The sequence below is a fragment of the Pinibacter soli genome, assembly GCF_029961145.1.
GTDB lineage: Bacteria > Bacteroidota > Bacteroidia > Chitinophagales > Chitinophagaceae > Pinibacter > Pinibacter soli.
The window spans coordinates 387,556-414,142 of the sequence record NZ_JASBRG010000003.1 but is presented as its reverse complement, the minus strand read 5'-3'; the positions used below and the strand labels follow the sequence as shown (position 1 = coordinate 414,142).

Here is a 26,587-nt window from a genome sequence, read left to right as displayed (position 1 = left end):
AGAATCATTCCCTTACAACCCGGATTATTAAGTGCAAAAAAGGCAACAATTCACCTTATATCCCACATCACACCTGAGTTTCGAGGAATGCTTTTTATGAGGTTCCCTTTCTTGGCTTTCCATAACCAGTGCCAAATCCATTATCGTTGGCTTTAGCCAATGACCTTTATAAAGCTATAAACTGCCATTAACCATTCATTAAAAAATCCGAAGCAACATTCGGGGCGGCGATTACGTTAGTCGCCGCGTGAGCGAAATATTTTTTAACGGATTTAAACCCGGCAAAAAATTTATCGTCTCATATGCAAACACATTTACAATTTTTAAAACCGTACACAATGAAAATTAAAGCAGTTACACTCGCCGCAGCAATCGCAATTACAAGCGCCACATTTGCCCAAACGAAAACACCTGAAATAAACAAACGCCAGCATAATCAGCAGGAAAGAATTGCAAGAGGAATCGATTCAGGTCAGCTTAACGCTAAAGAAACAGCTAGACTTGAAAAACGTGAAGCGAAAATCCAGTCAGATAAAAAAGAAGCAAAGGCAGATGGAGTTGTTACACAGAAGGAAAAAGCAAAATTGAACCGCGAGGAAAACAAAACCAGCAAAGCGATTTATAATCAGAAACATGACGCTCAGAAGGGCAATTGATGATAAATGCTGAACGCTTAACGCTCAACGTGGAAAACCCTGCGTTGGGCGTTAAGCATTAAGCAAAAAAATCCCGGCCAAAAGCCGGGTTTTATATTCAATGAGGTTTCAGATTATCTACAAAAGAGGGATCAGAATATTTTCATTCAAGTTTTGGAAAGTTATGGGCACAAAAAAAGCCACACTGTAGAAACAGATGGCCTCTAACGATTGCTTGCCATATGAAAAAGAGTTCTAAATATCTTGTTTGTGAAAGCGATTTTGTTGTTTTTCGTGACCCTCTATCCTATCGTCTCTATCATCATCGCTTTGATATATCAAAAGTACGGTGCCAATTAAGCGTGTGCAAGACAATTAATGATTGTTTTCATTATGGCAAAACACAAAAAAAAATGTTAACACCCTCTACCACAAAGCATTTCATCGATTTTTTAAATAATGCCCAACGCTTTTTTTACCTTGAATTTTTCTTGATTTTTCTGCAAAAAACTGTCAAAAACGACATTATTGTGGCCTATGCTCCCCATTTACCCTCTGTACATTTCCCGTCACCCATTCTTTGAAAAAGCTCTATACTTGTAAAATATTTCCCTGACTCAACCGTCTACCTTGCGAGAAGCATAATGAAACGCCGAACGCCTAATGCCTAACGCGGTCGCCTGGCGTTTTGCATTGAGCGTCTTTCACATTTTCTAACTCATTGTTTTGCTTAGCATTACAATACCAACTGACTTTATTGAGCCCAACAGCTATGAAAAAAGAATCTGAAAAAACACCTGCGAAACCAAATATTTTCAAAATCCTGACGCCATACAGGCGCATGATCTTCCTTTTGATTTTTCTTGCCCTGTTAAGTAATGGCATTAACCTTATCATACCCAGGCTGATTTCCAGGGGGATAGACGACTATACCCACAATGCGCTTGTGATGAAAAACCTGATCTTCATGTTTGGCGTAGCCACATTGCTGATCTTCTTTTTCAACTACCTGCAAACAATCGTCCAGACCTACACATCCGAAAAAGTGGCAAGGGACATGCGTGAAAAACTTTCTGACCGCATATCGAGACAGAGCCACGTGTACATACAGGAAACCAATCCTGCCAAACTGCTCACCAACCTGACCTCGGACATTGACTCCATCAAAATGTTTGTGTCGCAGGCCATCGTTTCCATTGCGTCTTCTATTGTCATCATTGTGGGAGCAAGCGTCTTATTAATAATGATCAACTGGAAACTGGCGTTGGCTGTGCTTATGATCATTCCAATTATTGGTGGCGCTTTCTTTTTTGTATTGAAAAAAGTGCGTCCCATCTTCATGAAAAGCAGGCAGGTAATTGATAAACTCAACAAAGTAATCAATGAAAGTATTTTGGGAGCCGCACTAATCAGGGTTTTAAACTCACAGCAACCTGAATATGAAAAATTCATTGAAGCCAATGGCGAGGCCCGCGACCTTGGAATGAGCATCCTCCGCATGTTTGCCGGATTGATTCCGGTTATCACTTTTGTTGCCAACCTTGCAATGCTTACCATTCTTGTATTAGGGGGCCACTTTGTAATTAACGGCTCTATGACAATTGGTAATTTCGCTGCATTCAACGGCTATCTTTCCCTGCTGATTTTCCCCATCCTTGTGATCGGTTTCATGAGCAACGTAATTGCACAGGCTTCCGCATCGTATGGCCGCATTGCCGAAACGCTCAACTCTCCTGACACAGAAGATACAGGTACTGTAGCAAATCCTTTAACCGGAAAAATCACATTGAAAAATATAACCCTCGCTTATGGCGAAAAACCAGCATTGAAAGATATTTCGCTGGATATACAATCAGTCAGCAGAACAGCGGTCATTGGTCCAACAGCTGCCGGCAAAACACAATTACTGTATCTGCTTACGGCATTGATCAAACCAAATGAAGGACAAGTTACTTTCGATAACATTCCGGTTGATGATTACAACAAAGAAAAATTTTATAGCCAGGTTGGATTTGTTTTTCAAGACAGCATCATTTTCAACATGAGCATCAGGGAAAATATTGCTTTCAGTAATACCGTTACTGATGAAGCTTTGGCAAAAGCGATTGAAACAGCTGAGTTGAAAAACTTCATCGACTCATTACCCGGCCAGCTTGATGCGGTTGTTTCAGAAAGAGGAACGAGTTTATCGGGCGGACAAAAACAACGTATTATGCTTGCCCGTGCGCTTGCGATCAATCCTACTATTTTATTGCTGGATGACTTCACTGCACGTGTAGATTCAAATACGGAGAAAAGAATTTTGAACAACCTGCGCAAAAACTATCCTGGCCTTACACTCGTTTCCGTGACACAAAAAATAGATGCGGTAAAGGATTACGACCAGATCATTTTACTAATGGAAGGAGAAGTCATCGCGTCTGGTGTACATGACGAACTGATGCACAGCAGCCCGGAATATGTACAGATTTATGAATCGCAGAAAAGCACTAATGTGTACGAAGAACCTGCATTAGCAAATCGCGAATCGTGAAAGGTGAATCTCAGCGATCCTGACTCATAACTCATAACTCAGAACTCACAACTCGAATGAACTACAATCTTCTTAATACATCCACGACAACACCAAAGCAAAAAAATGCTACTTATACAGCATTGAAGAAATTGCTTGCGATGATGTCAAATGAAAGAAAAACATTGATCATGGCTTTCTTTGCCATTATTATAAATTCATCGCTCAACCTGGTTGGCCCATTGATCATTGGCCACACGATTGATAAATATGTTCAAACAAAGCAATTCCACGGCGTGCTTGTTTTTTCAGGCGTGTTGCTGTCGATTTATCTATTTGCATTTGGAACAAGTTATTTGCAAAGCAAATTGATGGGTGGTTTTGGCCAGCGCATGCTGTTTCAATTGCGCAATGCGGTCTTTAATAAACTACAGGAGCTTCCTGTTGCATTTTTTAATCAGAACAAAGCAGGCGACCTTATATCAAGGGTAAACAACGATACAGACAAACTCAACCAGTTTTTTTCTCAATCACTCATGCAGTTTGTAGGCAGTTTGTTCATCATGACGGGTGCAGGCATTTTCCTGTTGTCGATCAATTTTAAACTGGGCGCAGCGGCGCTTTGTCCTGCGCTATTACTTTTCATTTTTACACGCACCATTTCTCCATGGGTGAAAAGCAGGAATGCCATCAACATGAAAAGTCTTGGCAACATGAGTTCTGAGATCCAGGAGAGCCTTAACAATTTCAAAGTGATCATTGCTTTTAACCGACGCGATTATTTCAGGCAGCGATTTAACGAAGCAAACAAACAACAATATACTACGGCCGTTAGCGCGGGTCTTGCAAACAACCTGTTTATGCCTGTGTTTAGTTTCACTTCAAATCTTGGGCAACTGATTGTTTTGTCATTGGGCATTTACATGATCGCATCGGGTGCATTTACAGTTGGTTTACTGATTAGCTTCCTCGCGTATGTTACCAATTTTTATAACCCGCTAAGACAGCTTGCTGCACTGTGGGCAAACTTCCAGGTGGCAATGGCGGGCTGGGATAGAATTTCACAAATACTGGCCTTACAAAACAATCTTGAACCCATTCCGGATAGCGCCACAAACAAAAGCGATTCTTTGCTGGAATTTAAAGACGTGCATTTCGCCTATCCTGATGGTAAAGAAGTAATTCACAACATCAATTTCAAACTGGAAAAAGGTAAAACATATGCATTGGTAGGACCAACCGGAGGCGGTAAAACAACTACGGCTTCTTTGATCGCAAGATTGTATGATGCAACAAGTGGCACTATTTACTTAAATGGGAAAGACATTCGCTCATACGAAGCAACTGAACGAACAAAGAAGATCGGTTTCATTTTACAAGAGCCGTTTTTATTCACTGGAACAATCAAAGACAACATTTTATACGGCAATGAAAAATATGCTTCGTACTCTAACGAAGCATTGATAGAGGAATTGAAACAGGCGGGTTTGGAACAATTGCTTAATCGCTTCGAAAAAGGTTTGGATACTCCGCTTAAAACAGGTAGCGACAGTTTAAGTCTTGGCCAGAAGCAGTTGATAGCATTTATCCGTGCGGTTTTACGCAATCCTGAAATTCTAATTCTTGATGAGGCAACCGCCAATATCGACACTATAACCGAACAATTACTGGAAGATATTTTGCAAAGACTTCCCTCTTCTACCACCCGTGTAATTATTGCGCACAGACTTAACACCATCGCCAATGCAGATGAAATATACTTTGTCAACAGCGGCCAGGTGATCCGCGCAGGCTCACTTGATGATGCGATGGAAATGCTGATGCATAATAAAAGAGAAAGCTAGAGCGCCTTGCGGCGCTTTTTTTTGCCACAGAGGCACAGAAGAACAGAGATTTATTTTCTCCTCTGTTCTTCTGTGCCTCTGTGGCAAAAATCCCCTAAAATATTTTCCCTGCTCATTCGTCTACCTAATCAGGTATTTATTTTTTCATTTCAAAATTGACAACATGTACTACAATCAGTCATGCGCCGCAAAAGGCAACTACGGGGGCAGGGAAAGACTGTTCAACCGTTCGATGGAAAGGGCTGCTGTAAACATTTACAGAACAGCCAACAGCTTTGAAATGCTCGTGTTTGCACCCGGCCGCATCAAAGAGCATTTCAAACTGGATGTAAAGGGTAATGAACTTACCATTTCTTACACGCCGCCGGAAGGATTTCCAAGGCCCGAATGGATCCGACGTGAATACAGCCGCGGAGGTTTTGTAAGAACGTTCCAACTCGATGAAACAATTGATGCAGGCAACATCTCGGCGAAGTACGTAGATGGCGTACTGGAAGTAAGCCTGCCGATTATTCCCGGAAAAGAGGAATCAAAGCACAATATAACGGTCAACTAGAGTAGTCGATGAATCAAAAAACGGGCTGTCTTAACAGGCAGCCTTTTTTAATTTGAAAATGTGAAAATGTAGTAATTTGAAAATTCCTTCTGTACATCATGAGTACTTCATTTATTGTCAGCTTTAAAGACCTGAAATTTTACAATGCAGAATGATCGACCTAACGCATTTTCAAATTACCACATTTTCAAATTTTCAAATTCGTCACTTATTTCCACAAACGGCTTTATTTCTAAAAAAGGTTTTTCTATTTTGAACCCTTAAACTAAAGCCAACATGAAACGAAGCAACTTCGTGGTCGGTTCTTTGATCACAATAAGTGCATTGACTGCATGCCAAACACCCGATAAACCGGTAGCCAAAAGTCTGATCAATTTTCAGTACATGGATTCCGCGACTAAACCGGGCGATAACTTTTACAGATTTATAAACGGTAAATGGCAGGATACCGCAACGATCCCCGGCACCGAAACGGGTGTTGGAGGTTTTCTTGACGTTGAGAACAGAAAAAAGGACCGATTAAAAGAGATTGTTGCCAGCGTTGCTGACGGCAAACAAAAAGACGGATCGATAGAACAAAAAGTGGGTGACTTCTACTTGTCAGGAATGGATTCTACAACGATTGAAGGCCGCGGCTACGACCCTGTAAAGCCAACCCTGCAACAGGTTTTCTCACTCACGGGCCCAAAAGACATTATGAAGTTTGTTGCTGAGCAACACACGCTGAACAATAATTTCCTGTTTAACCAGGGCTTTGGTGCCGATGACAAGAATAGCTCGATGAATATCGCAGTTTACGGCCAAGGTGGCCTGGGCCTGCCTGAGAGAGACTATTACTTCAAAACAGATGCTGCAACGCAGAACGTTGTAAATGCATATAAAGCTTTTGTAAGCAAAGCATTTGAACTAACCGGCGACGATTCACTAACTGCAAACAAGAAGATGAATGCAGTATATGATCTTGAAAAGAAATTAGCAGCAAGCCACCGCACTGCTATAGAACTTCGCGATCCGCAAAGCAACTACAACAAATTTGCCGTAAAGGACCTTAATAAAATGGAGCATGCATTTGCATGGGAAACAACACTGGCGGACATGGGAGTGAAAACAGATTCTGTAAATGTGCAACAACCTGCTTTCTTTAAAACCGTTGATCAGTTACTAACATCTGCGCCAATCGATACATGGAAAGCATATTTCCAATTTCACGTAATAGAAAACGCAGCTCCCGCATTGAGCAGCGCATTTGTAAATGCAAGATTTGCGTATGTAAAAGCGCTGACCGGTCAGCAAGCAATGAAGCCCCGCTGGGAAAGAATGGTCAGGAACCTCGATGGAAACCTTGGGGAAGCTTTGGGTGAATTGTACGTGAAAAAATATTTTACAGAGGCCGATAAAAAACGGATGCTTGAACTGGTGAATAACCTGCAAATTGCATTTGAAAACCGCATCAACAAACTTGATTGGATGAGCGACAGTACCAAAGCTGTTGCAAAAGAAAAACTACACGCCTTCCTGAAAAAAATCGGCTATCCTGACAAATGGAGAGATTACAGCAAAGTAAACATTGACAAATCTAAATACTTTGAGAATCTTGTTTCCTGTGGTAAAAACGAATATCAATATCAATTGAACAAAGTGGGTAAACCAGTTGACAGAACGGAATGGGCAATGACGCCGCCAACAGTTAACGCGTACTACAATCCTACTTTTAACGAGATTGTTTTCCCTGCGGGTATTTTGCAGTTTCCTTTCTTTGACCCTCAAGCAGATGATGCTATTAATTACGGAGGCATAGGCATGGTCATCGGACATGAAATGACGCACGGTTTCGATGACCAGGGCGCTCAGTACGACAAAGACGGTAACATGCGCAACTGGTGGAAAAAAGTTGATGCTCCGAAGTTCAAAGCAAAAGCTGATCTTGTAAATACACTGTACGATAGTTTCACCATACAGGATACTATTCATCTTCAGGGTAAATTGACAACCGGCGAAAACATGGCGGATATTGGCGGTATCGCGATTGCGTACGATGCCTTCAAATTGACCAAACAGGGGAAAGACACAGTAAGAATCGATGGCCTTAGGCCTGACGAAAGATTCTTTGTTTCGTTTGCACAATGCTGGAGATTCAAACTGAAACCGGAAAGCGAAAGAATGTATGTGAACATTGATCCACATTCTCCATCAATGTATCGCGTTAATGGCCCGTTGATGAACTTTACTCCGTTCTATACTACATTCAATCTACAACCAGGAGAAAAAATGTTTGTACCGGAAGACAAGAGAATTAATATCTGGTAGTTTTATTTAATTGAAAATTGAAAATGAGTTTAACCGAGAGTTTTCTTTTAATATCTAAGCAGCACGTTTGTGCTGCTTTTTTCATTTACGAAATGCTACACAAAAAACATTTTCAACTTTCAACTTTCAATTTTCAATTAATTAAAGTTTATATGCCGTTTCCCGCTTCAACTCCTTCATCACAAACGATGTTTGCAAATTCGCAATGTTGGAAAGCTTTGCCAGCTTGCTTTCTATAAAATCGTGATAGGTGGACAAATCCTTTGTAACAATCTTCAGCATGTAATCGTAGTTGCCCGACAGTTTCACAATTTCCATGATCTCTTCAAAAACAGTGATCTGCTCTTCAAAAGCTGATGAAGTTTGTGTAGAATGACTTTTCAACGACAAGTGGCAATAGGCAATAACTCCAAGCCCTATCTTTTCCCGGTTTAAGAGAATAACGTTTTTCTCGATAATGCCATTTGCTTTAAGCTTGTTAATACGATCGTACGTTGGCGAAACTGACAAGCCTATTTTGTCGGCGATGGCTTTCGCACTGAGCGCCGCATCTCTCTGAAGCATGTTTAAAATCTTAATATCAATCAAATCAAGCGCAACCATATTTCACTGTATTTTTACTTATTAACAGTAATTTTATCTGCAAGTTACTCTAAAACAGAATAATATTCCTGAGCCTGACGAAAATCATAGGAACGCCTAAAGCGAGTTATACTTTTGCATCAAGAAAAAGTACCCCCATGTCACAAGGTTTAAGCAAAAATGACCGCAGAAGATTTGAAGACAAGCTGAGCAAAATAATCCGTGCCAATGAAACTATGCTCGGCTATCCTCTTGCCCGCGATTTTGACTACAGCGAAATTCTTCCCCTGATAGCTTATGGCCTTAACAACATCGGAGATCCTAAAGTGGAATCAACGTCTGTGATCAATACAAGAGAGGAAGAGAATGAAGTGGTAGATTTTTTTGCTGACATTTTTCGCGCTCCAGCAAATAATTATTGGGGTTATGTAACAAACGGTGGAACAGAAGGAAACCTGTATGCACTTTATCTTGCCCGTGAATTGTACCCTGATGCAATGGTTTATTTTTCTGAAGCAACCCATTACAGCGTTCAAAAAAATCTGCACCTTTTAAAACTCGACAGCATTACTATCAGATGCCAGGAAAATGATGAGATGGATTACGAAGATCTTGAAGAAGTTATGTCGCAACACCGGCACAGACCAGCCATTGTGTTTGCAAACATCGGCACTACGATGACTGAAGCAAAAGATAACGTAGCGACAATAAAAAACATCCTGAAAAAATTGGCCATCCGCCAACACTACGTACACGCCGATGCGGCACTGGCAGGCACTTACACCGCTTTGGTAGAACCACATCATCCCTTTGATTTTCAAGATGGAGCTGACAGTATTTCAATAAGCGGTCACAAATTCATTGGTTCTCCGATACCATGCGGAGTGGTTATTGTAAAGAAAAACTACAAAGAGCGCATTGGCCAGCTCATTCCTTATATCGGCACGCTTGATACTACCATTACAGGATCACGCAACGGCCACACGCCAATGTTCCTTTGGTATGCCATAAAAAAATGGGGCAAAGAAGGTTTCTTACAAAGAGCGGAGCACGGCATGGAACTGGCAAAATATACAAGAAGAAAACTAAACTTGATGGGCTGGAAAGCCTGGATGAATCCTAACTCGCTCACCGTTGTAATTGACAAACCAGCCGATGAATTAATTGCCAAATGGCAGATAGCCACTCAGGGCAACATGGCGCATATCATTTGTATGCCGGGCGTTACAAAAGAACAGATTGATTTATTCTTAGCAGATATGTTGAAGTTTTACGGTAGCAGAGTTGCGCCGATTTCTGTCAATTAAGAATTAAGAATTAGGAATTAAGAATTCTTTGTATGCTGCAGCGCATCGTTTACTCCAACATCTTTATGTTCGAGAAAAAAAAGTGTGATTGCCAATAAGGCATTCTTAATTCTTAATTCTTAATTCTTAATTCTTAATTCCTAATTCCTAATTCCTAATTCCTAATTCCTAATTCCTAATTCAGTTCTTCTGGTGCCTCCACAATTCCTGAAACGCCACGCTGTTCTGCATCAAATGCTCAAACGTTCCTTCATCCTGCACGCGACCTTGATGAAGAATGTAGATGTAGTCAAACTGATGAAGCAAATGCAATCTATGCATTGAGGAAATGATTGCTTTATCAGGAAATGCTTTGAACATATTGCTGTAGATCATCGCTTCTGTTTTGGGATCTACACTACTTGTGGGCTCGTCGAGCAAAACAATACCGCTTTCTTTTGCGGCGAGAAAGCCTCGTGCCAAAGCAAGTCTTTGCTTTTGTCCGCCAGATAAGTTAACGCCCTTTTCCCTAATATCAGAAGACAAGCCTTCCGGCAAATTATTTACCACCTCTAAAAAGTGAGCGCTTTTACAGGCTTCTATCACTTCTTCTTGTGAAAATGGTAAGCCGAGTGTGATGTTGTAGGAAATGGTGTTTTCAAAAATTTCAGGTTCTTGAGGAAATAACGTGATAGATTCATTTAATGATTCCATTGAAAAAGGCTTCTTATCAACATTCAACTCAACCGACCTTGGCAAATACAAACCCCGCAAAAGCGCCAGCAGCGTGCTTTTTCCGCTACCACTCTCTCCTATCAAGGCAATCTTTTTACCACGTTCTATATTCAAATGAAGGTTGTGCAAACTCTGCGGCACATAATCGTTATCGTAAACAAAACGATGAGAGAAATCCAGGTTCTTTATTTCGACACATCGCCAGTCCGCAGGCAATTCTCCGGGCTCCTCCGCACGTTGCAGTTCTGCATAAGAAGTGTTGATGTTTGAAGCCGTCCTAATGGCCGTATCGAATTGTACAATTTCAGTGTATTGAAAAGCGATCGTTTGAAACACACTTGTGAACTGGTTAATATAGCCGAGCAGCATCACCAAACCCGCTACATTGAAGACTTTGCCCGGTTCATAATGCTGATACACATAACCTCCTGCAACAATGCAATAGATCAATGTTATCAACATTTCTGAAGCGAACCATTTCCATTCGTTTACGGTTGCATTCTTGCGAAATGGAGGCAATATTCTGCTTACTTTTTGCAACAAACCAGACTCCATACTTTTCTCCAAACGCAGAGCAATTACCGTCATGATGTTTGACAGGCTATCAAACAAAGTTGCAGACACAACATGCTCTCTTTCATTAACCTCTGACAAGGTTTTGATGAATGGCTTGTCAAACCGCGTGATTGTCCACACCACCAAACATCCCATCAACACTGCGATGCAACCGAATATGGGCGAGAAATAAATGATCGCGGTAACAGAGAAAACAAACTTGGTAATGGCATATAAATAAATAAACCCTCTGTCAAAAAAATCACGCAGCGCTTCATAGGCTTTGCGGATTCTGTTGATCGTGGAACCGCTGTGGTGGTCCTGGTGCCATTTTACCGGAAGGTGCAGTACCTGGTGATAGCGTTCCATCAAAAAATTTCTGCTCAGGTAAAAGGCCAGCGTCCGTTCCATTACACGGGCGGGCCCATGAAAGCACCATTCGAAAAGCTTTAATAAAAAATATCCCGCAACAAACATGGCCGTATAACGCAACACGTTATGTGCATCATTTTGCAATTTGCCCACAAACCACCCCAACAATAACGGATTCAAGGAAAAAATAAGATTGGCACAGATGAACATAAAATACACGAGAATGTATTTCTTTCGTTGCTCTCTGGCATACTTCCATCCGGTGGTTAAGAGCGATATGTATGGGTGAGACATGGAGCTAAGTTAATTAGGAATTAGGAGTTAGAAATTAGGAATTCTTCATGGCTGTAGTTTCCGTTGTTATCTGCAGCAATCCTTGTTCCGTATTCAGTGCCGTTTAAGTAAGCATTTTTCCAAGCCAGCGATTGCCGCAACCCATACACAAATACGCTTGTCATCCCGACGAAGGAGGGATCTGCGTGCATACCTTCGGAGAGTGTTCGCAAGCGCTAAACCCAGATCCCTCCTTCGTCGGGATGACAAGCAACATTCTTTCAATTTGTCGAACAGCCTGACTATGCGACCTTAAATTACTAATCCAAGGCTTCTAAAAACAAAAAAACAGAAGCACGACTACTTCTGTTTTCCATTTCTAAAACCGTAAAAAATAAACCCTATATGCACTCACCATCGGCGCTGCACACAGTTCCTTCGCTATTGTTATTAGATATAATTTCTATTGCAGGCTGTGTTTCTTTCCAGCTTGTTTCCAACGCTTCGAGAAACAATTCAGATGGTTGCGCACCTGAAATGCCGTATTTATTTTCGATCACAAAGAATGGAACGCCATTGACACCTATTCTTTGCGCTACTTGTCCGTCAGCTTTTACTTCTTTGGTAAATGCTGTGCCTGCAAGCACTTCAGCAGTTTCCTGTTTATCCAGACCGATCGATTCACCCAGTGCAATCAGCACGGCATGATCGGCAATATTTTTCCCTTCGGTGAAATAGGCTTTGAATAGAACTTCTTCCGACTCATCACCTAGTCCTTTTGTTTTGGCAAACTGGATAAGCCTGTGTGCATCAAATGAATTGGCAATTATGGCTTTATCAAAATCGTAATGCAAGCCAACCTCCGCTGCAGACTTCGTAACATGCTCGTGCATTTTTACTGACCACTCACGACTCTGCCCTTTGATCTCTGCAAGATAATCGTACACATTTTTATCAGTGTCCGTTACCACCGTTGGATCCAGCTCGAAGCTGTGCCATTCTATTTCCACCTTATCCTTATGTGCAAATTTCTCCAGGGCATTTTCAAACTTGCGTTTACCTATGTAGCAAAAAGGACATCGTACATCTGACCAGATATCTATTTTCATAATTATTTTTTTATAGTTGAGAGTTGAGAATGGAGAGTTGAGAGTTATTCTTTGTCGCAGATTACAGGATGCATGTACTCATATGTTACATTTCTTTCGAAGGCCGAATGTCCAAAATCGTTAATTATTTCCAATCTTTAGCGCCTGCGATTTGCAACCAACTCTCAACTCTCCATTTTCAATTTTCAACTTCATTAGTCTTGCGCGAACTCGCCGTCCGCAGTAATCGTCACTTCTTCACTCAACATTGCCGCAGGAAACTTGCCGCCAACTTCGAAATCAGAACGCTTCAAAGTACCTGTCAGTTTGAAACCAGCATCTGGTTTTTTAGTCATAGGGTGAGAAATTGTACCACGGTACCAAAGATCCATTGTTACTGGTTTTGTAACACCATGAATAGTAAGATTACCGGTTAATTTATATTTTCCTTCACTTACTTTTTTAATGCCAGTGCTTTTAAAAGTAATGGTTGGATATGTTGCCACATCAAAGAAATCAGCAGATTTCAGGTGCGTGTCTCTTTGTTGAATACCAGTGTTGATTGACTCAGCTTTGATGCTCAGATTAAATACGGCATCGCTGAAGTCTGCTTTAGCAGAAGTAATGTTTACATCAAAATCTGTGTAAGCACCAGAAACGGTAGAAACGCCAAGGTGCGTAATGTCGAATTTAATTTGCGTGTGCGCTTTATCAGCTTTCCATACGTTTTGAGAGAAACCTGCAAATGATGCAGCTACAAAAAGAAAAAATAATGAAATCTTTTTCATGACGAGTTTTGTATAATATTTATTAGTTAGACTTTGGGAAGAGTGAAGTCAAAAGTAAAAATTCAAAAGTCAAAAGCTCGTATTGCAGTCAGCTCGATGAATAGCGAGCTGACGAACAACCAAACATTTTTTGAATTTTTACTTTTGACTTTTACTTTTTCTTAGTTTGCTTGTGCTTCAGACAACTGGATATTCGCTACCAGTTTGATGTCTTCACCAAGAGCAAGGCCGCCTGTTTCTGTAAGTGCGTTGTAAGTCAAACCAAATTCTTTACGGTTGATCTTACCTGTTACTTCGAAACCATATTTCATGTTGCCATAAGCGTCTTTCTCAGCACCACCGAACTCAGCTTCAACTTCCACTGGTTTGGTTACACCTTTCATTGTAAGCTCACCAGCAAGACGATACACGTCATCTTTAACCTTTGTGAAAGAAGTTGATTTGAAAGTGATCGCAGGATAGTTAGCTGTATCAAAGAAATCAGCAGATTTCAGGTGACCATCTCTTGCTTCCTGGTTTGTGTGGATGCTGTTTACGTCGATGTTGAAGTTGATTTCAGCATTTTCGAAACCGTCTCCGTTGGTAACTGCATCGCCTTCAAATTTGTTAAAAGCACCTGTTACGGTAGAAATTACAAGGTGTTTTACTTTAAAATGTACTTCTGAATGCAGGGGGTCGATAACCCATTTTTTAGTTGACATATGTGATGTTTTTTATTGTTTTTTAAAAATTTATTTACATTAAATTAACATTGATATAAAATATAACAGTGTTAGATATTAGATAAAAAAAGAACTTTTAACCGCCTATTCCTCTGACGAATCCTTCGATTGCGTCTTGTAAAACTTTCTGTTTAAACTCATCGGGATACGCGTTTTTTTCAATCATCTGGATGGCTACGAGGCCATGAAGAATTGACCAGTACGCGTGATATTTCATAAATACCTCAGCATCAGGGTTCTTGCTCTGTGCAATTGCAGCCGAGATACTTGAGATCATTACCTCTGTAAAGGTTTTCATTTCGGGTACGGTGTTTACCATTTCACAGGCCGGCATTCCAAGACCAAACATTAACTGGTAATACTCTTTGTTTACAAACGCGAAGTTCCAGTAAGCTTTGGCCATTTTCACCAACTGACATCCGTGCTCTTGTTCGCTTTCCTTTACTTTCAATAATTCCTGTGTCAACAGGGTAAAGCCCTCTTTGGTGAATTCGAGCAGGATTGCTTCCTTGTTTTCAAAGTGACTGTAGATTACGGGCACGCTGTACTCGATCGCGTCTGCTATCTTGCGTATGGAAAGTGTTTGCCAGCCCTCTTCGGTGGCAATTTTCCAGGCAGATTGCAGGATCGCTCCCCTCACTTGCTCTTTGTGTCTTATTTTTCTTTCAGCTACTCCCATTTTGTTACTCCTTATTTTCTATCAGCGTCTGCTATTATTCCTAACAGCGTTAGCAAAGATACAGTTACAACATTGATATTTCCAAATAAATCACCGTTTAAACATTAAATATTTTGTGAAAAAAATTACCGCATTGATAATCAATGCGGTAATAGCATGATGATTGTGCCCGTACAGACAAGGCAATGCCTTGTCTGTACCGAATATCATTACAGTCCCAATTCATCTGCACTAGGCCCATAGCTTCCGGGAATTGGCACGTTCAGCAAACGCAGGAACACGCCCAATTGTGCACGGTGGTGAATCGTCTGGCTCAGCGACGCCCTAACCGTTCCCCCTTTTGTTCCTTCATCATAGATCTGCTCGCCATTTCTCAAAACCCATGGTATATCCAGAATTTCATCGTCCGCGTCTGCCAGGTACTGACGGCTATCTGCAAACGTTTTTTCGAAATATTCCAACAACTCTTTCGTGTTGCCGATTGCCTCCTGTTGGTAAGGATTCGCAGCAAAGTCCAACCCTTCTGTGGTGAAGCCAAGTTTTACCCAACCCGGTAACTCGGCGATATGTGTCGCAAGTTCACGAACTGACATACTTTTTCGATGAGGTTTCCAATCGTATTTATCATCGGGAACTCTTGAAAGCATTTTGCGTGTGATAGCTGCTTCCTCATCAAACTCTTTCAGGAAAATGTCTACTCGTGTCATAATGTGTTGTTTTATGAATACAAAGTAAATTAGTGGTTGTGCCAACCCTATGTCAGTAAGTTTGCAGTACATCAAAAAAGATTTATTGATAGAGACAGGGCAATGCCTTGTCTGTAAATAATTGATGATACATTACATTTGCCACTTTACCCCATCAACAAACTACGACTATATATATGGAAGATTATGTGATTTCAGTTAATAAGATCGAGGATCTTCAAATGACAAAAGATACAGTAGCACTGGATATTATTTTTCAGCGTGCAAAATCCGCTATTGTGGGCGGTTGTGCGATGATTCTCGTTCGCGAAAACCGTGACGGCAGCAAGGATAAATTTGAAGAGTTTACTTCGCTGGAAGATTTGGAGGCGTATAAGAAAAGAGTGTACAAATTTTTGTAGAGAGTTGTTAGTTTAGTTGTTGGTTGTTAGGCTTCAGTTTTGAATATTCGTCATTAAAGCCCAACAACTATCAACGAACAACTATCAACTGATTTCCCTCTGTCACAACCTATGCAACATTCGCCTTATACTCCTCTCCCAAATATTTTGTCAATAATTCATCCAACCCCTTCCCATACAAAAAGTCGTGTGCCCATTTCGAAATATTCCTTTCCGTTTCCACAAACACACCGAGCCTGTTCATTTCGCGAATGGTCTGTTTTTCACGGAAGGAAATTTTTCCATCAAGTAAAAAACCCGTGATGATCAAAAGCAGGACAATATTCTTCTCCTTTGCTTCCAATGATTTCACACGATCAAGATAATCGTCTGTTAAAAGATGCGCATCTTTTGCTGTTATGTTGTACAAAGCAAAAAGGTTCTTTGCAAGCAAAAAATGATTTTCGTGAAAATCGCGTTTGCTGATAGCGATGAATTGCAACGTATCGTACAAAATCGTTTTAAACTCATGCGTTTCGGGCTGCACTTTATAGATCGATTGTGAAATGCCTTCAATAAAATTTTGCCCCATGATAATGATCTTCGCTTTGTTCAAAATGACGTGCGTTCCGTACGCGTTCCAGAATGCGAAAATGGGAATGCCGGCCATGTCCTTCACCATCTGTATTATATATCGGCCAAACACACGCTGAATGAATAATTTAAACACAAAGTTGGAGAGCGTTGCTTTCAGCATGAACATGAGGTTCCATACAAGGATCACCTGACGGTTTGCTTTCTGCAAAGGATCGATACCATATTGAAGCACTTGCTTGTTTTTTTTCTCAAGCCCAATGTCAAGCATCAGGTTGCGCTTATGTTCTGCGCTTTTATTTGAATAGTTTAAAAAACCAGTAGCAACGGCAATTTCGTGGGCTACCCAAATATTTAGTAGCGTAAGTAAAAGCAATTCGATATACACAAGCACGATGCTGTATATCCAAAAGACTAGTGGGAGTGCAAATGTTTTGCCGAACAATGTAATATTTGTAGCCGGAAAAAATTGCGGAAACAAATGCTGCGGAATTACCAATAATACAACGCCCATCGCTCCGAAAAACGCAGCCGCAATGATGGCGGTTCGTTCACGCTTCTTGATCAACGCTACTTCTGCATCGTTTAACAGATAGAGTTCATCATCTGTCTGTACATTTTTTATGGGTAGGATGTTATAAAATAAGCCGTATACTTTCCGCATACATAGAAATTATTGCGGCAAAAATAGGGTTTAATGCCTAACGCCTAACGTCCAATGCTTAACGCTTAACGCCTAACGCAGGATGCAGCGTTAGGCGTTAAGCGTTCAACGTTTAGCCTCTATTGAAAATTAGTTGGTGGAATATGCGATGGCACCACATTGTGCACGGGCTTAGTAGATTTAAGAAAAGCGAAAATATCTCTCAGGTCTTCGTCTTTTAGGTGCACATAATTTTGCCATGGCATTGGTGGCAAAATGGAACGATTACTATCCAGTCCTTTAAACTTGCCCTTGGTCAAGGCTGTTTTGAATTGATTAAAACTCCAGTAACCAATTCCTGTTGGATCGGATGTGAGATTGCCGGTGAATGAAACACCCCACGGTCCTGCGATTGCGGTATTTGTGTGATTAAACATTACCCAGTCTTTCAATGCGTTGGCATCTACATGAGGCACCGGCACTTGCATCGGGTGACCGCTTAAAAACCTTGAAGTATCTGGCTCCGGTCCCATCGGTCCCATTTTTAACGGCGTGTGGCAATCGCTGCAACCCATTGCCATCACAAGATATTTTCCGTGCTCTGCCTGCTCCTTTGTGTAATGAAAAGCCGGCCCATTATCATCGCTTACTGTTTTTGCTGTACTGCTATTACACGCCACTATTGCTCCTGCCACCGCTACGGCAATGAATGTAATTGCCAATGTAATTTTTTTCATCGTAAATTTTGGTTATCCCTTAGGGGTTTGTGTTATTGTTTAAATCTGTTGCAAAACAACAACAGATTCTTTCCGCTTTGAAGCGGTAAAGACATGAACTGCATTTTTTGCTGACTGAATTGTTGGTGTGAAAGACACCTTCAATTCATTACTGAAAATCTACAATACATACAAGGGAACACTAGTATTTTCAACCATTGCATATTATATTTGAGCAAAGCAACCCATCACCCAAAGACGTGCGCACTTTTCTATTACTTTTACTTACCAGCTTCCAATTGATTGCCTCCGCGCAGGAGCCCGAGCAATACATATTTTCCCACATTGGTATTATGAATGGTCTCATCTCAGACGAGGTAACACATGTACAGCAGGACACCCTTGGGTTTGTCTGGATCGGAACACTCAACGGCATACAACGGTACGATGGCAAGCGTTTCGTGTATTTCAGGCATGCGGACAACAATCCATTTTCTCTCCCTAATGACAAGATCCTGTGTATGCGGCTCGACAACAAAAACAGGTTGTGGGTTTTGTGTGCCGAAAACAAAATTGGTTATATCAATGTGACCGATCTTAAATTTCACGAAGTGGCCATACGTCTTCCTGATTTTGTGGTGAAGAAGACGCCGGGCAGTATTTTCATTGACAAACAGGGAAATGTCATTTTCATTTTAACAGGCAGTGGTTTATTCGCTTACAGTGAAAGCAAGAATGAATTTGCAGACCATAATAATTTTGTCCAGTTGCCGCCACACTGGAAGCCCTTATGCATCACGCAAGATAAGATTGACAATAACTATTGGATCGGCTGCGATTCAGGCTTAGTAAAATACAATAGCGAAAAACATATACTCTCTTACGCTTTGAACAATCCTGGCAAAGACGCGGCCATCATTGGTTTGAAAGATGTCCATAACATTACACACATTCTTGTTGACAGAAAACAAAGAAGTTGGCTCATTGCCGAAAACAAACAACTTTTCAGTTTCGATGGGTCTTCACATATTGTTCATTCATGGAACAGATCCATTACTGATATTGTAAAAAATGCGGTCTACGAAATTCAAACATTAAATGAATTGAGCGACGGATCCATATGGATCGGTGGAACAAATGTTTTCGCAAAATTCGAGACTGTGGCTAAAAAATTTGAAAACATTCCCAGCGACCTGCCAGGTGAATACAGCATACGCTATGATGTGGTGAGAAATATTTCTGAAGACAAGGAAAACAATGTGTGGACTTGTACCAACAAAGGATTGTACCGTTTCAACACGATGGCACAACTGTTTCACGCAGTTAGCAATCGCAAACCGGGCAACGACAAAAAATATACCGCAGGCGTTTCTTCTATTACACAATTGAGAGATGGCTCCATTATCGCCGCTACACTCGGCGACGGTGCTTTTTCTTACGACAGCAATTTCAAACCAAGACACTCATCGTTGCTTCCATCTCCGCGTGCATTGCAGGCGTGGTGCATATTTCAGCAAAGCAGTGGAGATGTTTGGGAAAGCAATTCTGACGGGTCTTTGCTCATTCGTCATGTCGCTAACAGCCGAGAAGAAATGGTTCCGGCTTCTACTTTTGAAGGAAGCGCCGTGCGGCAAATGGTGGAAGATAAAAATGGTAACGTTTGGCTGGGCACACAAAACGGGGCGCTTGTGCAATGGAACAAAGCTTCAAAAAAATTCATATTGAAGCACAGGCTAAATAGTATGGTCCAGCGACTATTCGCCGACAGTGCAGGGACAGTGTGGGCAGGAACCGCTACCAGTGGTGTTTACAAAATAAACAGTGCTGGTGATATTGAGGACAACTATACTTCATCCGGCAAAGCGAATAAAACGCTGACGTCTTCTAACATTACGGATATCCTGCAATACAATGACAGCCTGTATATTTTTGCAGGAGACGGACTTAATATTTTCAACATCAAAGCAAACAGCGTTCAACATTATAATATTGAAAACGATCTTCCCAGCAAATCCATTATCAATATTGTAAAAGATAAAGCGGGTTATTTATGGCTAACCACGCAAAGCATGTTGTGCAGTATCAATTTTCAAAAACAGGTTGTTACTACTTACTCTCCCTCCGATGGCGTTTATACAAGCGCCTTCAACATGGGCTCTGCTTGTTTGCTGAGAGATGGGCGCATAGCCATTGGCACGGCACACGACATGATGGTGTTTGACCCCGGTGCCATCGCAAGAAATGGTTACGCCGCAGCACCAGACATTTCTATTACAGGCTTTTCTGTGATGAACAAGCCGATGGATCTTGATTCGCTTTTTAAACGTCCGGTTATTGAACTGAATAGCGATGAAAACTCTGTTACAATTGAATTCTCCACACTTACTTACCTCAATATTTACGGCGTCTTTTATAAGCTGGAAGGGCTTGATAAAAACTGGCAGCTTACGGGAAGAACGCACCAGGCAGTGTACAGTTATTTACCTCCGGGCAATTATACTTTCAAAGCTTATTGTGTAAACGGTGATGGCATTCCTTCCAAACACACGACAGAGCTTACCATAAAAATCAAGGCGCCTTTCTGGAAAACCTGGTGGTTCCTGAGTTTCATGGCTTTTGTGGTAATAACTATTTTATATTGGCTGGATAAATTTCGCATGCAAAAAATACGAGCCACTGAGAGTATCCGATCACGTATTGCAACAAGCCTGACAGATGATTTGAGCAGTTCTTTAAGCAGTATCAACATTATTAGTGAACTGGCGAAGAACAAAGTATCAACTGACATCGATCGCACAAAAGAATACATTGCGCAAATCAGCGACACCAGCAATCGCATGATCGATTCGATGTATGATGTGGTGTGGAGTGTAGATCCAAACAATGATTCAATGGAACAAACAATCAACCGCATGAAAAATTTCACGGCGGAGATGGAGTCTTTGTATCCCGTTGATATTGTTTTCGAAATTGATAAAGCGATCTACAAATTGCAGCCGGATATGGAGAACCGCTACGAACTGCTTTCTATTTTTAAGGAGGCAGTCTGGAACGCCTGCAAGCATTCAAGAGCGAAACACATTTTCGTAAATATTTCTTATAAAAAACAAGTGCTGTTAATTACTGTGCAGGACGACGGTATTGGCTTTGAAACCGAAGCTGTCAAACTCGGCAGAGGAATCAATGAAATGCGTCGCCGCTCTAACACGATCGATGCATCGTTTACTATGCAGTCAGAGATTAATACGGGGACAGTGATCAGAGTGCAGAAGAGATTCTGAGGAGCGCCTTGCGGCGCTTGAGTTTCACCACTAAGGCACTTAGAATACACTAAGTTTCACTAAGAATTTTTCTAACCACAGAGTCAAGGAGATTTTTTTCACAGAGGAAAGGAGAAGTTAGTTGCGGAACAAATAGATTGCTGCAAAACAAAGTGGGAAAAGAGTTGAACTTTATTATTTCTGGACGTTGCCGAAAGCTACAATTCATTTAATAACCATCCTTTCCTCTGTGAAAAAAACTCCTTTCCTCTGTGGTAAAAAATAAGCGCCAACGGCGCTTTCTATTTTCCCATCCATTTCTTGAATTCCGTTACTTTTTCTCTGCTTACAAGGCTTTCTTTGTCTACTACCGGAGTCAGTTGAAGAATGAGGCGATTGCCAAAATAATCATCAATCTTTTCAATGCTTTCGATGGATACAAAGAAGGATCTGCTGATGCGGAAATATTTTTCGGGATCGAGCATTTCTTCCAGTTCATCCATGGTATAATCGACCACGAATCTTTTGTTATCCTTAGTTTTAAAGAAGTTCAATCGACCATCGCTGTAGAAGTATGCGATATCGTCTGTTTCAATACTTATCAATTTCTGTCCGAGCTTTACGAGGAAGCGCTTGCGATATTCTTTAGGTTGCAATTTCTGTTGAAGCTCCTTCACAAGGTTTTCTACATTCAATACCGTCATGCTGCCGGCATTGTTATACAGGGCTTTCATCTTGCTAAACTTGTCCAGCGCTGATTGCAGGTCTTCTTTCTGGATGGGCTTCAGTAAGTAATCAACGCTGTTTACTTTAAAAGCCTTGAGTGCAAATTCATCATACGAAGTAGTGAAGATAACAGTGCTCTTAACTTCCGTTCTTTCGAAAATTTCAAAACTCTGCCCATCGGCAAGTTCAATGTCCATCAGAATCAAATCAGGTGTGGGATTACTTTGCAGCCACTTTACCGACGCATTGATGCTATCTGTAACACCCACCACTTCTGCAGAATCATCTACACTTGCCAGGGTTTTCTGAAGTTTTTTTACTGCAAGGTCCTCGTCTTCTATAATTAGCACTTTCATGTTATCAGGTTTATGTTGGTCGCCATCAAGACAACCTTATTCTAAGTTACTATGATTAAAGCTGTTGTAACAGCGACCGGTCGTCATTTGTTGATCCGGATGTATGAATTGTTGTTTTTGCTGCATGAATTGTGTTACCCTTACGGATGGATCAACGGAACCGTTACTGCAAACTCTTTCCCATCATCGTGCACGGCCACTTCTTCTTTTTTCATGAGCTGATACTTTTTGGCAATGTTTCCCAGGCCCACTTTGTTCGACATCACGTTTCTCGTTTTACGTTGCAAATTGTTACTTACCACCAGCTTGCCACTGTTCGACGTCATGATAAGAATGCGCAAAGGGCTGTCTTTCAAAATCATGTTGTGTTTCACCGCGTTCTCTATTAGCATTTGCAGTGTAAGCGGCGGCAACTGATAGTGCATGAATCGAGGTTCAATCACCGCCTCCATTTCCAACGCATCGCCATACCGGGTTTTCAACATGTGGAAGTAAGAGCGTATAAACTCCATTTCTGCTTCCAGAGAGGTAAGGCCATCTTCATTATTACGGAGCATATACCGGTACACTTTGCTCATTTCATCAAGAAACTTTTCCGCCTGCTCTGGTTCATCTGCTATCAGCGAGGAAAGGGAATTTAGACTATTAAACAAAAAATGCGGGTTCACCTGTTCTTTCAATCCCTCTAATTGGCTTTGCAAATTCTCTTTCTTTAAATTCTCCGCCTCATCTACCATTGCCCTCCAACGCTCATAAAAAGCAGCCCCCTCATTAAAACTTGTTGCCAGTAAGTTAGAGGCGACACCAAATACTACCGCCCAGACGTACTTGTGGATATCTAGCTGATAATCTAGGAAATGAACATAATCGTACCCCCAGAAAATGATAGTCATTGCAGCAATCATTATCAAAATGTAGCAGATCAAACTAAGCCCTATGCGTTTAAACGTTTGGCTGTACAATGGAAACCTGTTCAGCATTAAGCCGGCAACCATTCCGCAAAAAATGTACACCAGCATAAGGACAGCGAGCGTAGGAAATGTGCCCAGCAGAAATATCTTCGGATCTGTAAAGTACTTGCCGCCAAACAAAAAGTAATTTATCACAATTGCGATCGGCGGCATTATGATAAACATGATCAGCCATTCTTTCTTGGAATACGCCAGGAATTTCATTTTGTGGGTTTTCGTTACGGTCCTATACAAATTACTCAATTAATCTTGCTATCGCATAAGGAACCGAATAGACTGGGTTTTACTTTTAATGAATCGTAAAAATTAAAGGTTGAAAATAATTATGAAATGACTGGTTTGCAAGCTTTTTACAATAATGCTTCAAAACAAAATGGCCATCCAAATTAATGGACAGCCATTTGCTATATTGATTGCCTGTTCTAATAGATTGAATATTCTGCTTCTTTTTGCTGCGCAAAAAAGAGATGCTTATTTTTTTCAAGCCAGCTTTCAAACGACTGCATTCCGGGATGCATAACCAAACACTCGTCCAAATGATGCTGGCGGCTTGGAATATGTAAGCGCTGTACCTCAAACATATTGGCCAGCTCTTCCGCTCCCGGAAATCCAAATGAAGCATAGGTATCACGCTCAATGTAATTGTAACGAATATTTATTCCCAACACTTTCGACATCGTTGCTGCATATTCACCGCAAGCACTGTCCTCGCCCACTACGCCAACAGTGCGATTTTTATACAACTGCGGATTATCGAAAACTGCTTTCACAATTGGCCCCATGTCTTCAGCAGAAGCCATGGCGAGCTTAGTTTCACCCTGCGGAAAACCAAAATAATAGTTACCGTCTTCGGCGGCCTGCGGAGGAAAAAATGTAACGAAGTTTTCATAATAAAATGCAATGTGCATGAAGGTTGTGGGGATCTGTAGATATTTCGCATAACGTTCCAACTCGGCTTTCATGTCGCAATGTGGCACTGCAAACTTTCCGTTGCTCAATGCTTTATAATCAGGTAAGCTGCTGAACACAAAATGTTGTACCACTTTCTCTCTTACCACATTGATAAGGTTTTTACCCTGCTGGTATTCTTTTTCAAAATGCTCCCAGAAATTGGTCACGCCGAAAACGCCATAACATCCGTCAACGGCGGCTCTCAGGCTATTTATATCATTTAGATCGCCTTCTACTACTTCCGCTCCCATTGCAGCAAGTTCTCTTGCTTTTGGAGAATTTGCATTTCTCGTAAGACACCTTACCTGAAATTTTCCATCGCGTAACAATGCACTCGCTACACCATTGCCTTGTGCACCCGTAGCCCCAGTTACCAAAATTATTTTTTTCTGATTCATATGTGTTGTTGTTTGAGAGAGCAAATGTAGAGAGCGGAAGAGCGCTTGAAAATGAGAGTGTGTATGAATTGTGCAAACAGACGGATAGGCTGTTATTAATAATTAATAATTAACAATTAATAGAGCAACATTCACTACCTTTTTTGAGCATATTGCCTTCTTCAAACACGTTCGGGTGTGGCACCTATTAATTCTTAATTATTAATTATTAATTACCTTAGGTATCTAAACAAGAAACAATGCAACCATCGCCCATCATTATAGAAAAAACATACGATGCCAGTGTTGAAAAAATATGGAAAGCATTAACCGACAAAAATGAAATGCGTAAATGGTATTTCGATGTATCGGATTTTAAACCCGAAGTTGGTTTTGAATTTCAATTTTCAGGAAAAGGCAGCGATGGTACAGAATACGTACACCTTTGTAAAGTAACGGAAGCCATCACAAACAAGAAGATCGCTTATTCATGGACCTACAGAGATCAGGGTGGCGATTCATTAGTCAGTTTTGAATTATTTGGCGAAGGCGACAAAACCAGATTAAAACTTACACACGTAGGCCTGGAAACCTTTCCTACTAATCTTAAAGACTTTACAAGAGAAAGCTTTGTGGGCGGCTGGACATATTTTACGAGCGAAGCGCTACCGAAGTATCTTGAAAACAATTAATAATTAATAATTAATAAGGTACCAGTTATTACTTTTGTTGGACGTACTAGCAGTTAAAAACTAAGGTGTGGCACCTATTAATTTTTAATTATTAATTATTAATTGCACAGCACATGATTTCCCTCGAAGAGTTTTACAAAGACACCAAAGCGCTTATTCCAGAGGACATTAATAAAGAGATCGGTCACTTCAATGTCTTCAAAATAGATGAGCTAAATGCGCAGCTGAAAAAGAAGCCGAAAACCATGCCTTACAACCGCCGTGCTTATTATAAAATCAGCATGATACGCGGTCGCAACAAGGCTGAATATGCAGACAAAGTAATCGAGATTGAAAGAAACGCGTTGCTATTTGCCACACCGAGAATTCCTTATAACTATGTTCCCCTTGATGAAAATCAGGGAGGCTATTTTTGCATTTTCACACCCGAATTTTTAATCAAAAACAAAAGCGGCGTTGTGCTCGATAGCTTGCCCATTTTCCAACCGGGTGGTTATCCTATTTTCCAGGTTTCAGATGAGGAAGCAGAAGATATCACCGCCATTTTTAAAAAGATGTACCAAGAGTTGTCATCGGATTATGCTTACAAGTATGATCTGCTGCGAAACTATGTGCTGGAATTGATTCACTACGGACAAAAGCTGCAACCCGCTACAGCATTATATCCTACGCACACTGCATCGGAACGAGTTTCATCATTGTTCATCGAATTATTGGAAAGACAATTCCCGATAGAATCACCACAACAGAAGTTGGCACTGCGCACAGCAAAAGATTATGCCGACCGCCTGGGTGTGCACGTAAACCATTTGAACAAAGTGTTGAAAGAAAATATTGGCAAAACAACAACCGACATCATCAGCAGCAGATTGGTGCAGGAAGCAAAGATCCTTTTGAAGCAAACAGACTGGAACATCTCTGAAATAGCCTACAGCCTTGGCTTTGAGGAAGTGGCGCATTTTTCTAACTTCTTCCGCAAACAAACAACATTGTCTCCGGTTAATTTCAGGGCGTAGGGAAATGTTTGAATTTTGCAAACTCTCAAGCCACACTAAAAGTTTTTAACCACAGAGGAAAGGAGTTTTTTTTCACAGAGTAAAGGAGTAGTGTCTTCGGGATAAGAGACTATTCAACCGAAAAAAGAGAAAAGGGCCTTGTATTAATCTCCTTTCCTCTGTGGTTAAAAAAACTGCCGACAAAAATTAATTCGCCGGCAGCTAACTTAAACGATTGGTCAACTCACCAAGTTTAATAAGATACGATTGCAGATCTTCTTAATA

At 41.0% G+C, this 26,587-nt stretch carries 22 protein-coding genes; 10 read left to right on the top strand and 12 right to left on the bottom strand.

The annotated features are described in order from the left end of the window. The first annotated feature begins 338 nt into the window (after positions 1 to 338). The 5 genes from QJ048_RS06075 to QJ048_RS06055 all read left to right on the top strand — a co-directional run bounded on the left by QJ048_RS06075 (position 339) and on the right by QJ048_RS06055 (position 7,854). On the top strand, positions 339 to 656 hold the full coding sequence (locus tag QJ048_RS06075) for a hypothetical protein (RefSeq protein ID WP_282333443.1): 318 nt from the start codon (positions 339 to 341) through the stop codon (positions 654 to 656). A 751-nt stretch (positions 657 to 1,407) separates the two neighbouring features. Beyond that, a complete protein-coding gene (locus tag QJ048_RS06070) occupies positions 1,408 to 3,168 on the top strand; it encodes an ABC transporter ATP-binding protein (RefSeq protein WP_282333442.1) in 1,761 nt (586 codons plus the stop codon). 56 nt (positions 3,169 to 3,224) lie between these two features. Continuing rightward, the gene (locus tag QJ048_RS06065; RefSeq protein ID WP_282333441.1) at positions 3,225 to 4,991 is read left to right on the top strand and encodes an ABC transporter ATP-binding protein; all 1,767 of its coding nucleotides are present in this window, start codon (positions 3,225 to 3,227) and stop codon (positions 4,989 to 4,991) included. A gap of 163 nt (positions 4,992 to 5,154) precedes the next feature. Beyond that, complete coding sequence (locus QJ048_RS06060) at positions 5,155 to 5,547, top strand: Hsp20/alpha crystallin family protein (protein ID WP_282333440.1); 393 nt, start codon at positions 5,155 to 5,157, stop codon at positions 5,545 to 5,547. A gap of 276 nt (positions 5,548 to 5,823) precedes the next feature. Continuing rightward, the gene (locus tag QJ048_RS06055; protein WP_282333439.1) at positions 5,824 to 7,854 is read left to right on the top strand and encodes a M13 family metallopeptidase; all 2,031 of its coding nucleotides are present in this window, start codon (positions 5,824 to 5,826) and stop codon (positions 7,852 to 7,854) included. A 141-nt stretch (positions 7,855 to 7,995) separates the two neighbouring features. Here the strand turns inward: QJ048_RS06055 and QJ048_RS06050 are convergent, their stop codons facing one another. Then, the gene (locus QJ048_RS06050) at positions 7,996 to 8,457 is read right to left on the bottom strand and encodes an Lrp/AsnC family transcriptional regulator (RefSeq protein WP_282333438.1); all 462 of its coding nucleotides are present in this window, start codon (positions 8,455 to 8,457) and stop codon (positions 7,996 to 7,998) included. A 137-nt stretch (positions 8,458 to 8,594) separates the two neighbouring features. On the opposite strand from QJ048_RS06050, the gene QJ048_RS06045 reads away from it, so the two are divergent. Next, positions 8,595 to 9,743 carry a histidine decarboxylase gene (locus QJ048_RS06045; RefSeq protein WP_282333437.1) on the top strand — a complete coding sequence of 383 codons (1,149 nt, stop codon included), beginning with the start codon at positions 8,595 to 8,597 and terminating at the stop codon, positions 9,741 to 9,743. A 180-nt stretch (positions 9,744 to 9,923) separates the two neighbouring features. Here QJ048_RS06045 and QJ048_RS06040 read toward each other — a convergent pair whose 3' ends face one another. The 6 genes from QJ048_RS06040 to QJ048_RS06015 all read right to left on the bottom strand — a co-directional run bounded on the left by QJ048_RS06040 (position 9,924) and on the right by QJ048_RS06015 (position 15,641). Then, positions 9,924 to 11,678, bottom strand: a complete 1,755-nt coding sequence (locus QJ048_RS06040) for an ABC transporter ATP-binding protein (protein WP_282333436.1) — start codon at positions 11,676 to 11,678, stop codon at positions 9,924 to 9,926. A gap of 380 nt (positions 11,679 to 12,058) precedes the next feature. After that, positions 12,059 to 12,766, bottom strand: coding sequence for a DsbA family oxidoreductase (locus QJ048_RS06035; protein WP_282333435.1), 708 nt, complete (start codon positions 12,764 to 12,766; stop codon positions 12,059 to 12,061). Between the two features lie 194 nt (positions 12,767 to 12,960). Beyond that, the gene (locus tag QJ048_RS06030) at positions 12,961 to 13,533 is read right to left on the bottom strand and encodes a YceI family protein (protein WP_282333434.1); all 573 of its coding nucleotides are present in this window, start codon (positions 13,531 to 13,533) and stop codon (positions 12,961 to 12,963) included. A gap of 161 nt (positions 13,534 to 13,694) precedes the next feature. Beyond that, positions 13,695 to 14,234, bottom strand: coding sequence for a YceI family protein (locus QJ048_RS06025; protein WP_282333433.1), 540 nt, complete (start codon positions 14,232 to 14,234; stop codon positions 13,695 to 13,697). A 97-nt stretch (positions 14,235 to 14,331) separates the two neighbouring features. Further along, the gene (locus tag QJ048_RS06020) at positions 14,332 to 14,934 is read right to left on the bottom strand and encodes a TetR/AcrR family transcriptional regulator (protein ID WP_282333432.1); all 603 of its coding nucleotides are present in this window, start codon (positions 14,932 to 14,934) and stop codon (positions 14,332 to 14,334) included. Between the two features lie 209 nt (positions 14,935 to 15,143). After that, complete coding sequence (locus tag QJ048_RS06015; protein WP_282333431.1) at positions 15,144 to 15,641, bottom strand: DinB family protein; 498 nt, start codon at positions 15,639 to 15,641, stop codon at positions 15,144 to 15,146. A 176-nt stretch (positions 15,642 to 15,817) separates the two neighbouring features. On the opposite strand from QJ048_RS06015, the gene QJ048_RS06010 reads away from it, so the two are divergent. Beyond that, entirely contained in the window at positions 15,818 to 16,042 is a 225-nt protein-coding gene (locus tag QJ048_RS06010; protein ID WP_282333430.1) for a hypothetical protein, read from the top strand. A gap of 109 nt (positions 16,043 to 16,151) precedes the next feature. Here QJ048_RS06010 and QJ048_RS06005 read toward each other — a convergent pair whose 3' ends face one another. Together QJ048_RS06005 and QJ048_RS06000 are read right to left on the bottom strand one after the other, a co-directional pair. Then, positions 16,152 to 17,279: an LBF_2804 family protein gene (locus tag QJ048_RS06005; RefSeq protein WP_282333429.1), complete on the bottom strand. Its 1,128-nt coding sequence runs from the start codon at positions 17,277 to 17,279 to the stop codon at positions 16,152 to 16,154. A 119-nt stretch (positions 17,280 to 17,398) separates the two neighbouring features. After that, on the bottom strand, positions 17,399 to 17,995 hold the full coding sequence (locus QJ048_RS06000) for a diheme cytochrome c-553 (RefSeq protein WP_282333428.1): 597 nt from the start codon (positions 17,993 to 17,995) through the stop codon (positions 17,399 to 17,401). A 197-nt stretch (positions 17,996 to 18,192) separates the two neighbouring features. Between QJ048_RS06000 and QJ048_RS05995 the strand changes: the two genes are divergently transcribed. Continuing rightward, positions 18,193 to 21,255: a sensor histidine kinase gene (locus QJ048_RS05995; RefSeq protein WP_282333427.1), complete on the top strand. Its 3,063-nt coding sequence runs from the start codon at positions 18,193 to 18,195 to the stop codon at positions 21,253 to 21,255. Positions 21,256 to 21,536: 281 nt separating this feature from the next. Here the strand turns inward: QJ048_RS05995 and QJ048_RS05990 are convergent, their stop codons facing one another. From QJ048_RS05990 to QJ048_RS05980, 3 genes are all read right to left on the bottom strand, one after another. Further along, complete coding sequence (locus tag QJ048_RS05990; protein WP_282333426.1) at positions 21,537 to 22,316, bottom strand: LytR/AlgR family response regulator transcription factor; 780 nt, start codon at positions 22,314 to 22,316, stop codon at positions 21,537 to 21,539. A 140-nt stretch (positions 22,317 to 22,456) separates the two neighbouring features. Beyond that, the gene (locus QJ048_RS05985) at positions 22,457 to 23,491 is read right to left on the bottom strand and encodes a sensor histidine kinase (protein ID WP_282333425.1); all 1,035 of its coding nucleotides are present in this window, start codon (positions 23,489 to 23,491) and stop codon (positions 22,457 to 22,459) included. A 218-nt stretch (positions 23,492 to 23,709) separates the two neighbouring features. Then, on the bottom strand, positions 23,710 to 24,636 hold the full coding sequence (locus QJ048_RS05980; protein WP_282333424.1) for an NmrA/HSCARG family protein: 927 nt from the start codon (positions 24,634 to 24,636) through the stop codon (positions 23,710 to 23,712). A 239-nt stretch (positions 24,637 to 24,875) separates the two neighbouring features. Here QJ048_RS05980 and QJ048_RS05975 point away from each other — a divergent pair, with 239 nt between their 5' ends. Together QJ048_RS05975 and QJ048_RS05970 are read left to right on the top strand one after the other, a co-directional pair. Further along, complete coding sequence (locus tag QJ048_RS05975) at positions 24,876 to 25,307, top strand: SRPBCC family protein (protein WP_282333423.1); 432 nt, start codon at positions 24,876 to 24,878, stop codon at positions 25,305 to 25,307. 113 nt (positions 25,308 to 25,420) lie between these two features. Next, a complete protein-coding gene (locus QJ048_RS05970) occupies positions 25,421 to 26,323 on the top strand; it encodes a helix-turn-helix domain-containing protein (RefSeq protein ID WP_282333422.1) in 903 nt (300 codons plus the stop codon). Positions 26,324 to 26,587: the final 264 nt, after the last annotated feature.

Coding starts and splice junctions, on each gene's coding strand:
- QJ048_RS06020 (WP_282333432.1), bottom strand. CDS start 14,934: ATGGGAGTAGCTGAAAGAAAAATAAGACACAAAGAGCAAGTGAGGGGA.
- QJ048_RS06040 (WP_282333436.1), bottom strand. CDS start 11,678: ATGTCTCACCCATACATATCGCTCTTAACCACCGGATGGAAGTATGCC.
- QJ048_RS06045 (WP_282333437.1), top strand. CDS start 8,595: ATGTCACAAGGTTTAAGCAAAAATGACCGCAGAAGATTTGAAGACAAG.
- QJ048_RS06050 (WP_282333438.1), bottom strand. CDS start 8,457: ATGGTTGCGCTTGATTTGATTGATATTAAGATTTTAAACATGCTTCAG.
- QJ048_RS06010 (WP_282333430.1), top strand. CDS start 15,818: ATGGAAGATTATGTGATTTCAGTTAATAAGATCGAGGATCTTCAAATG.
- QJ048_RS05970 (WP_282333422.1), top strand. CDS start 25,421: ATGATTTCCCTCGAAGAGTTTTACAAAGACACCAAAGCGCTTATTCCA.
- QJ048_RS05980 (WP_282333424.1), bottom strand. CDS start 24,636: ATGAATCAGAAAAAAATAATTTTGGTAACTGGGGCTACGGGTGCACAA.
- QJ048_RS06015 (WP_282333431.1), bottom strand. CDS start 15,641: ATGACACGAGTAGACATTTTCCTGAAAGAGTTTGATGAGGAAGCAGCT.
- QJ048_RS06070 (WP_282333442.1), top strand. CDS start 1,408: ATGAAAAAAGAATCTGAAAAAACACCTGCGAAACCAAATATTTTCAAA.
- QJ048_RS05985 (WP_282333425.1), bottom strand. CDS start 23,491: ATGAAATTCCTGGCGTATTCCAAGAAAGAATGGCTGATCATGTTTATC.
- QJ048_RS05990 (WP_282333426.1), bottom strand. CDS start 22,316: ATGAAAGTGCTAATTATAGAAGACGAGGACCTTGCAGTAAAAAAACTT.
- QJ048_RS06005 (WP_282333429.1), bottom strand. CDS start 17,279: ATGCGGAAAGTATACGGCTTATTTTATAACATCCTACCCATAAAAAAT.
- QJ048_RS06065 (WP_282333441.1), top strand. CDS start 3,225: ATGAACTACAATCTTCTTAATACATCCACGACAACACCAAAGCAAAAA.
- QJ048_RS06060 (WP_282333440.1), top strand. CDS start 5,155: ATGTACTACAATCAGTCATGCGCCGCAAAAGGCAACTACGGGGGCAGG.
- QJ048_RS05975 (WP_282333423.1), top strand. CDS start 24,876: ATGCAACCATCGCCCATCATTATAGAAAAAACATACGATGCCAGTGTT.
- QJ048_RS06025 (WP_282333433.1), bottom strand. CDS start 14,234: ATGTCAACTAAAAAATGGGTTATCGACCCCCTGCATTCAGAAGTACAT.
- QJ048_RS06075 (WP_282333443.1), top strand. CDS start 339: ATGAAAATTAAAGCAGTTACACTCGCCGCAGCAATCGCAATTACAAGC.
- QJ048_RS06000 (WP_282333428.1), bottom strand. CDS start 17,995: ATGAAAAAAATTACATTGGCAATTACATTCATTGCCGTAGCGGTGGCA.
- QJ048_RS06030 (WP_282333434.1), bottom strand. CDS start 13,533: ATGAAAAAGATTTCATTATTTTTTCTTTTTGTAGCTGCATCATTTGCA.
- QJ048_RS06035 (WP_282333435.1), bottom strand. CDS start 12,766: ATGAAAATAGATATCTGGTCAGATGTACGATGTCCTTTTTGCTACATA.
- QJ048_RS06055 (WP_282333439.1), top strand. CDS start 5,824: ATGAAACGAAGCAACTTCGTGGTCGGTTCTTTGATCACAATAAGTGCA.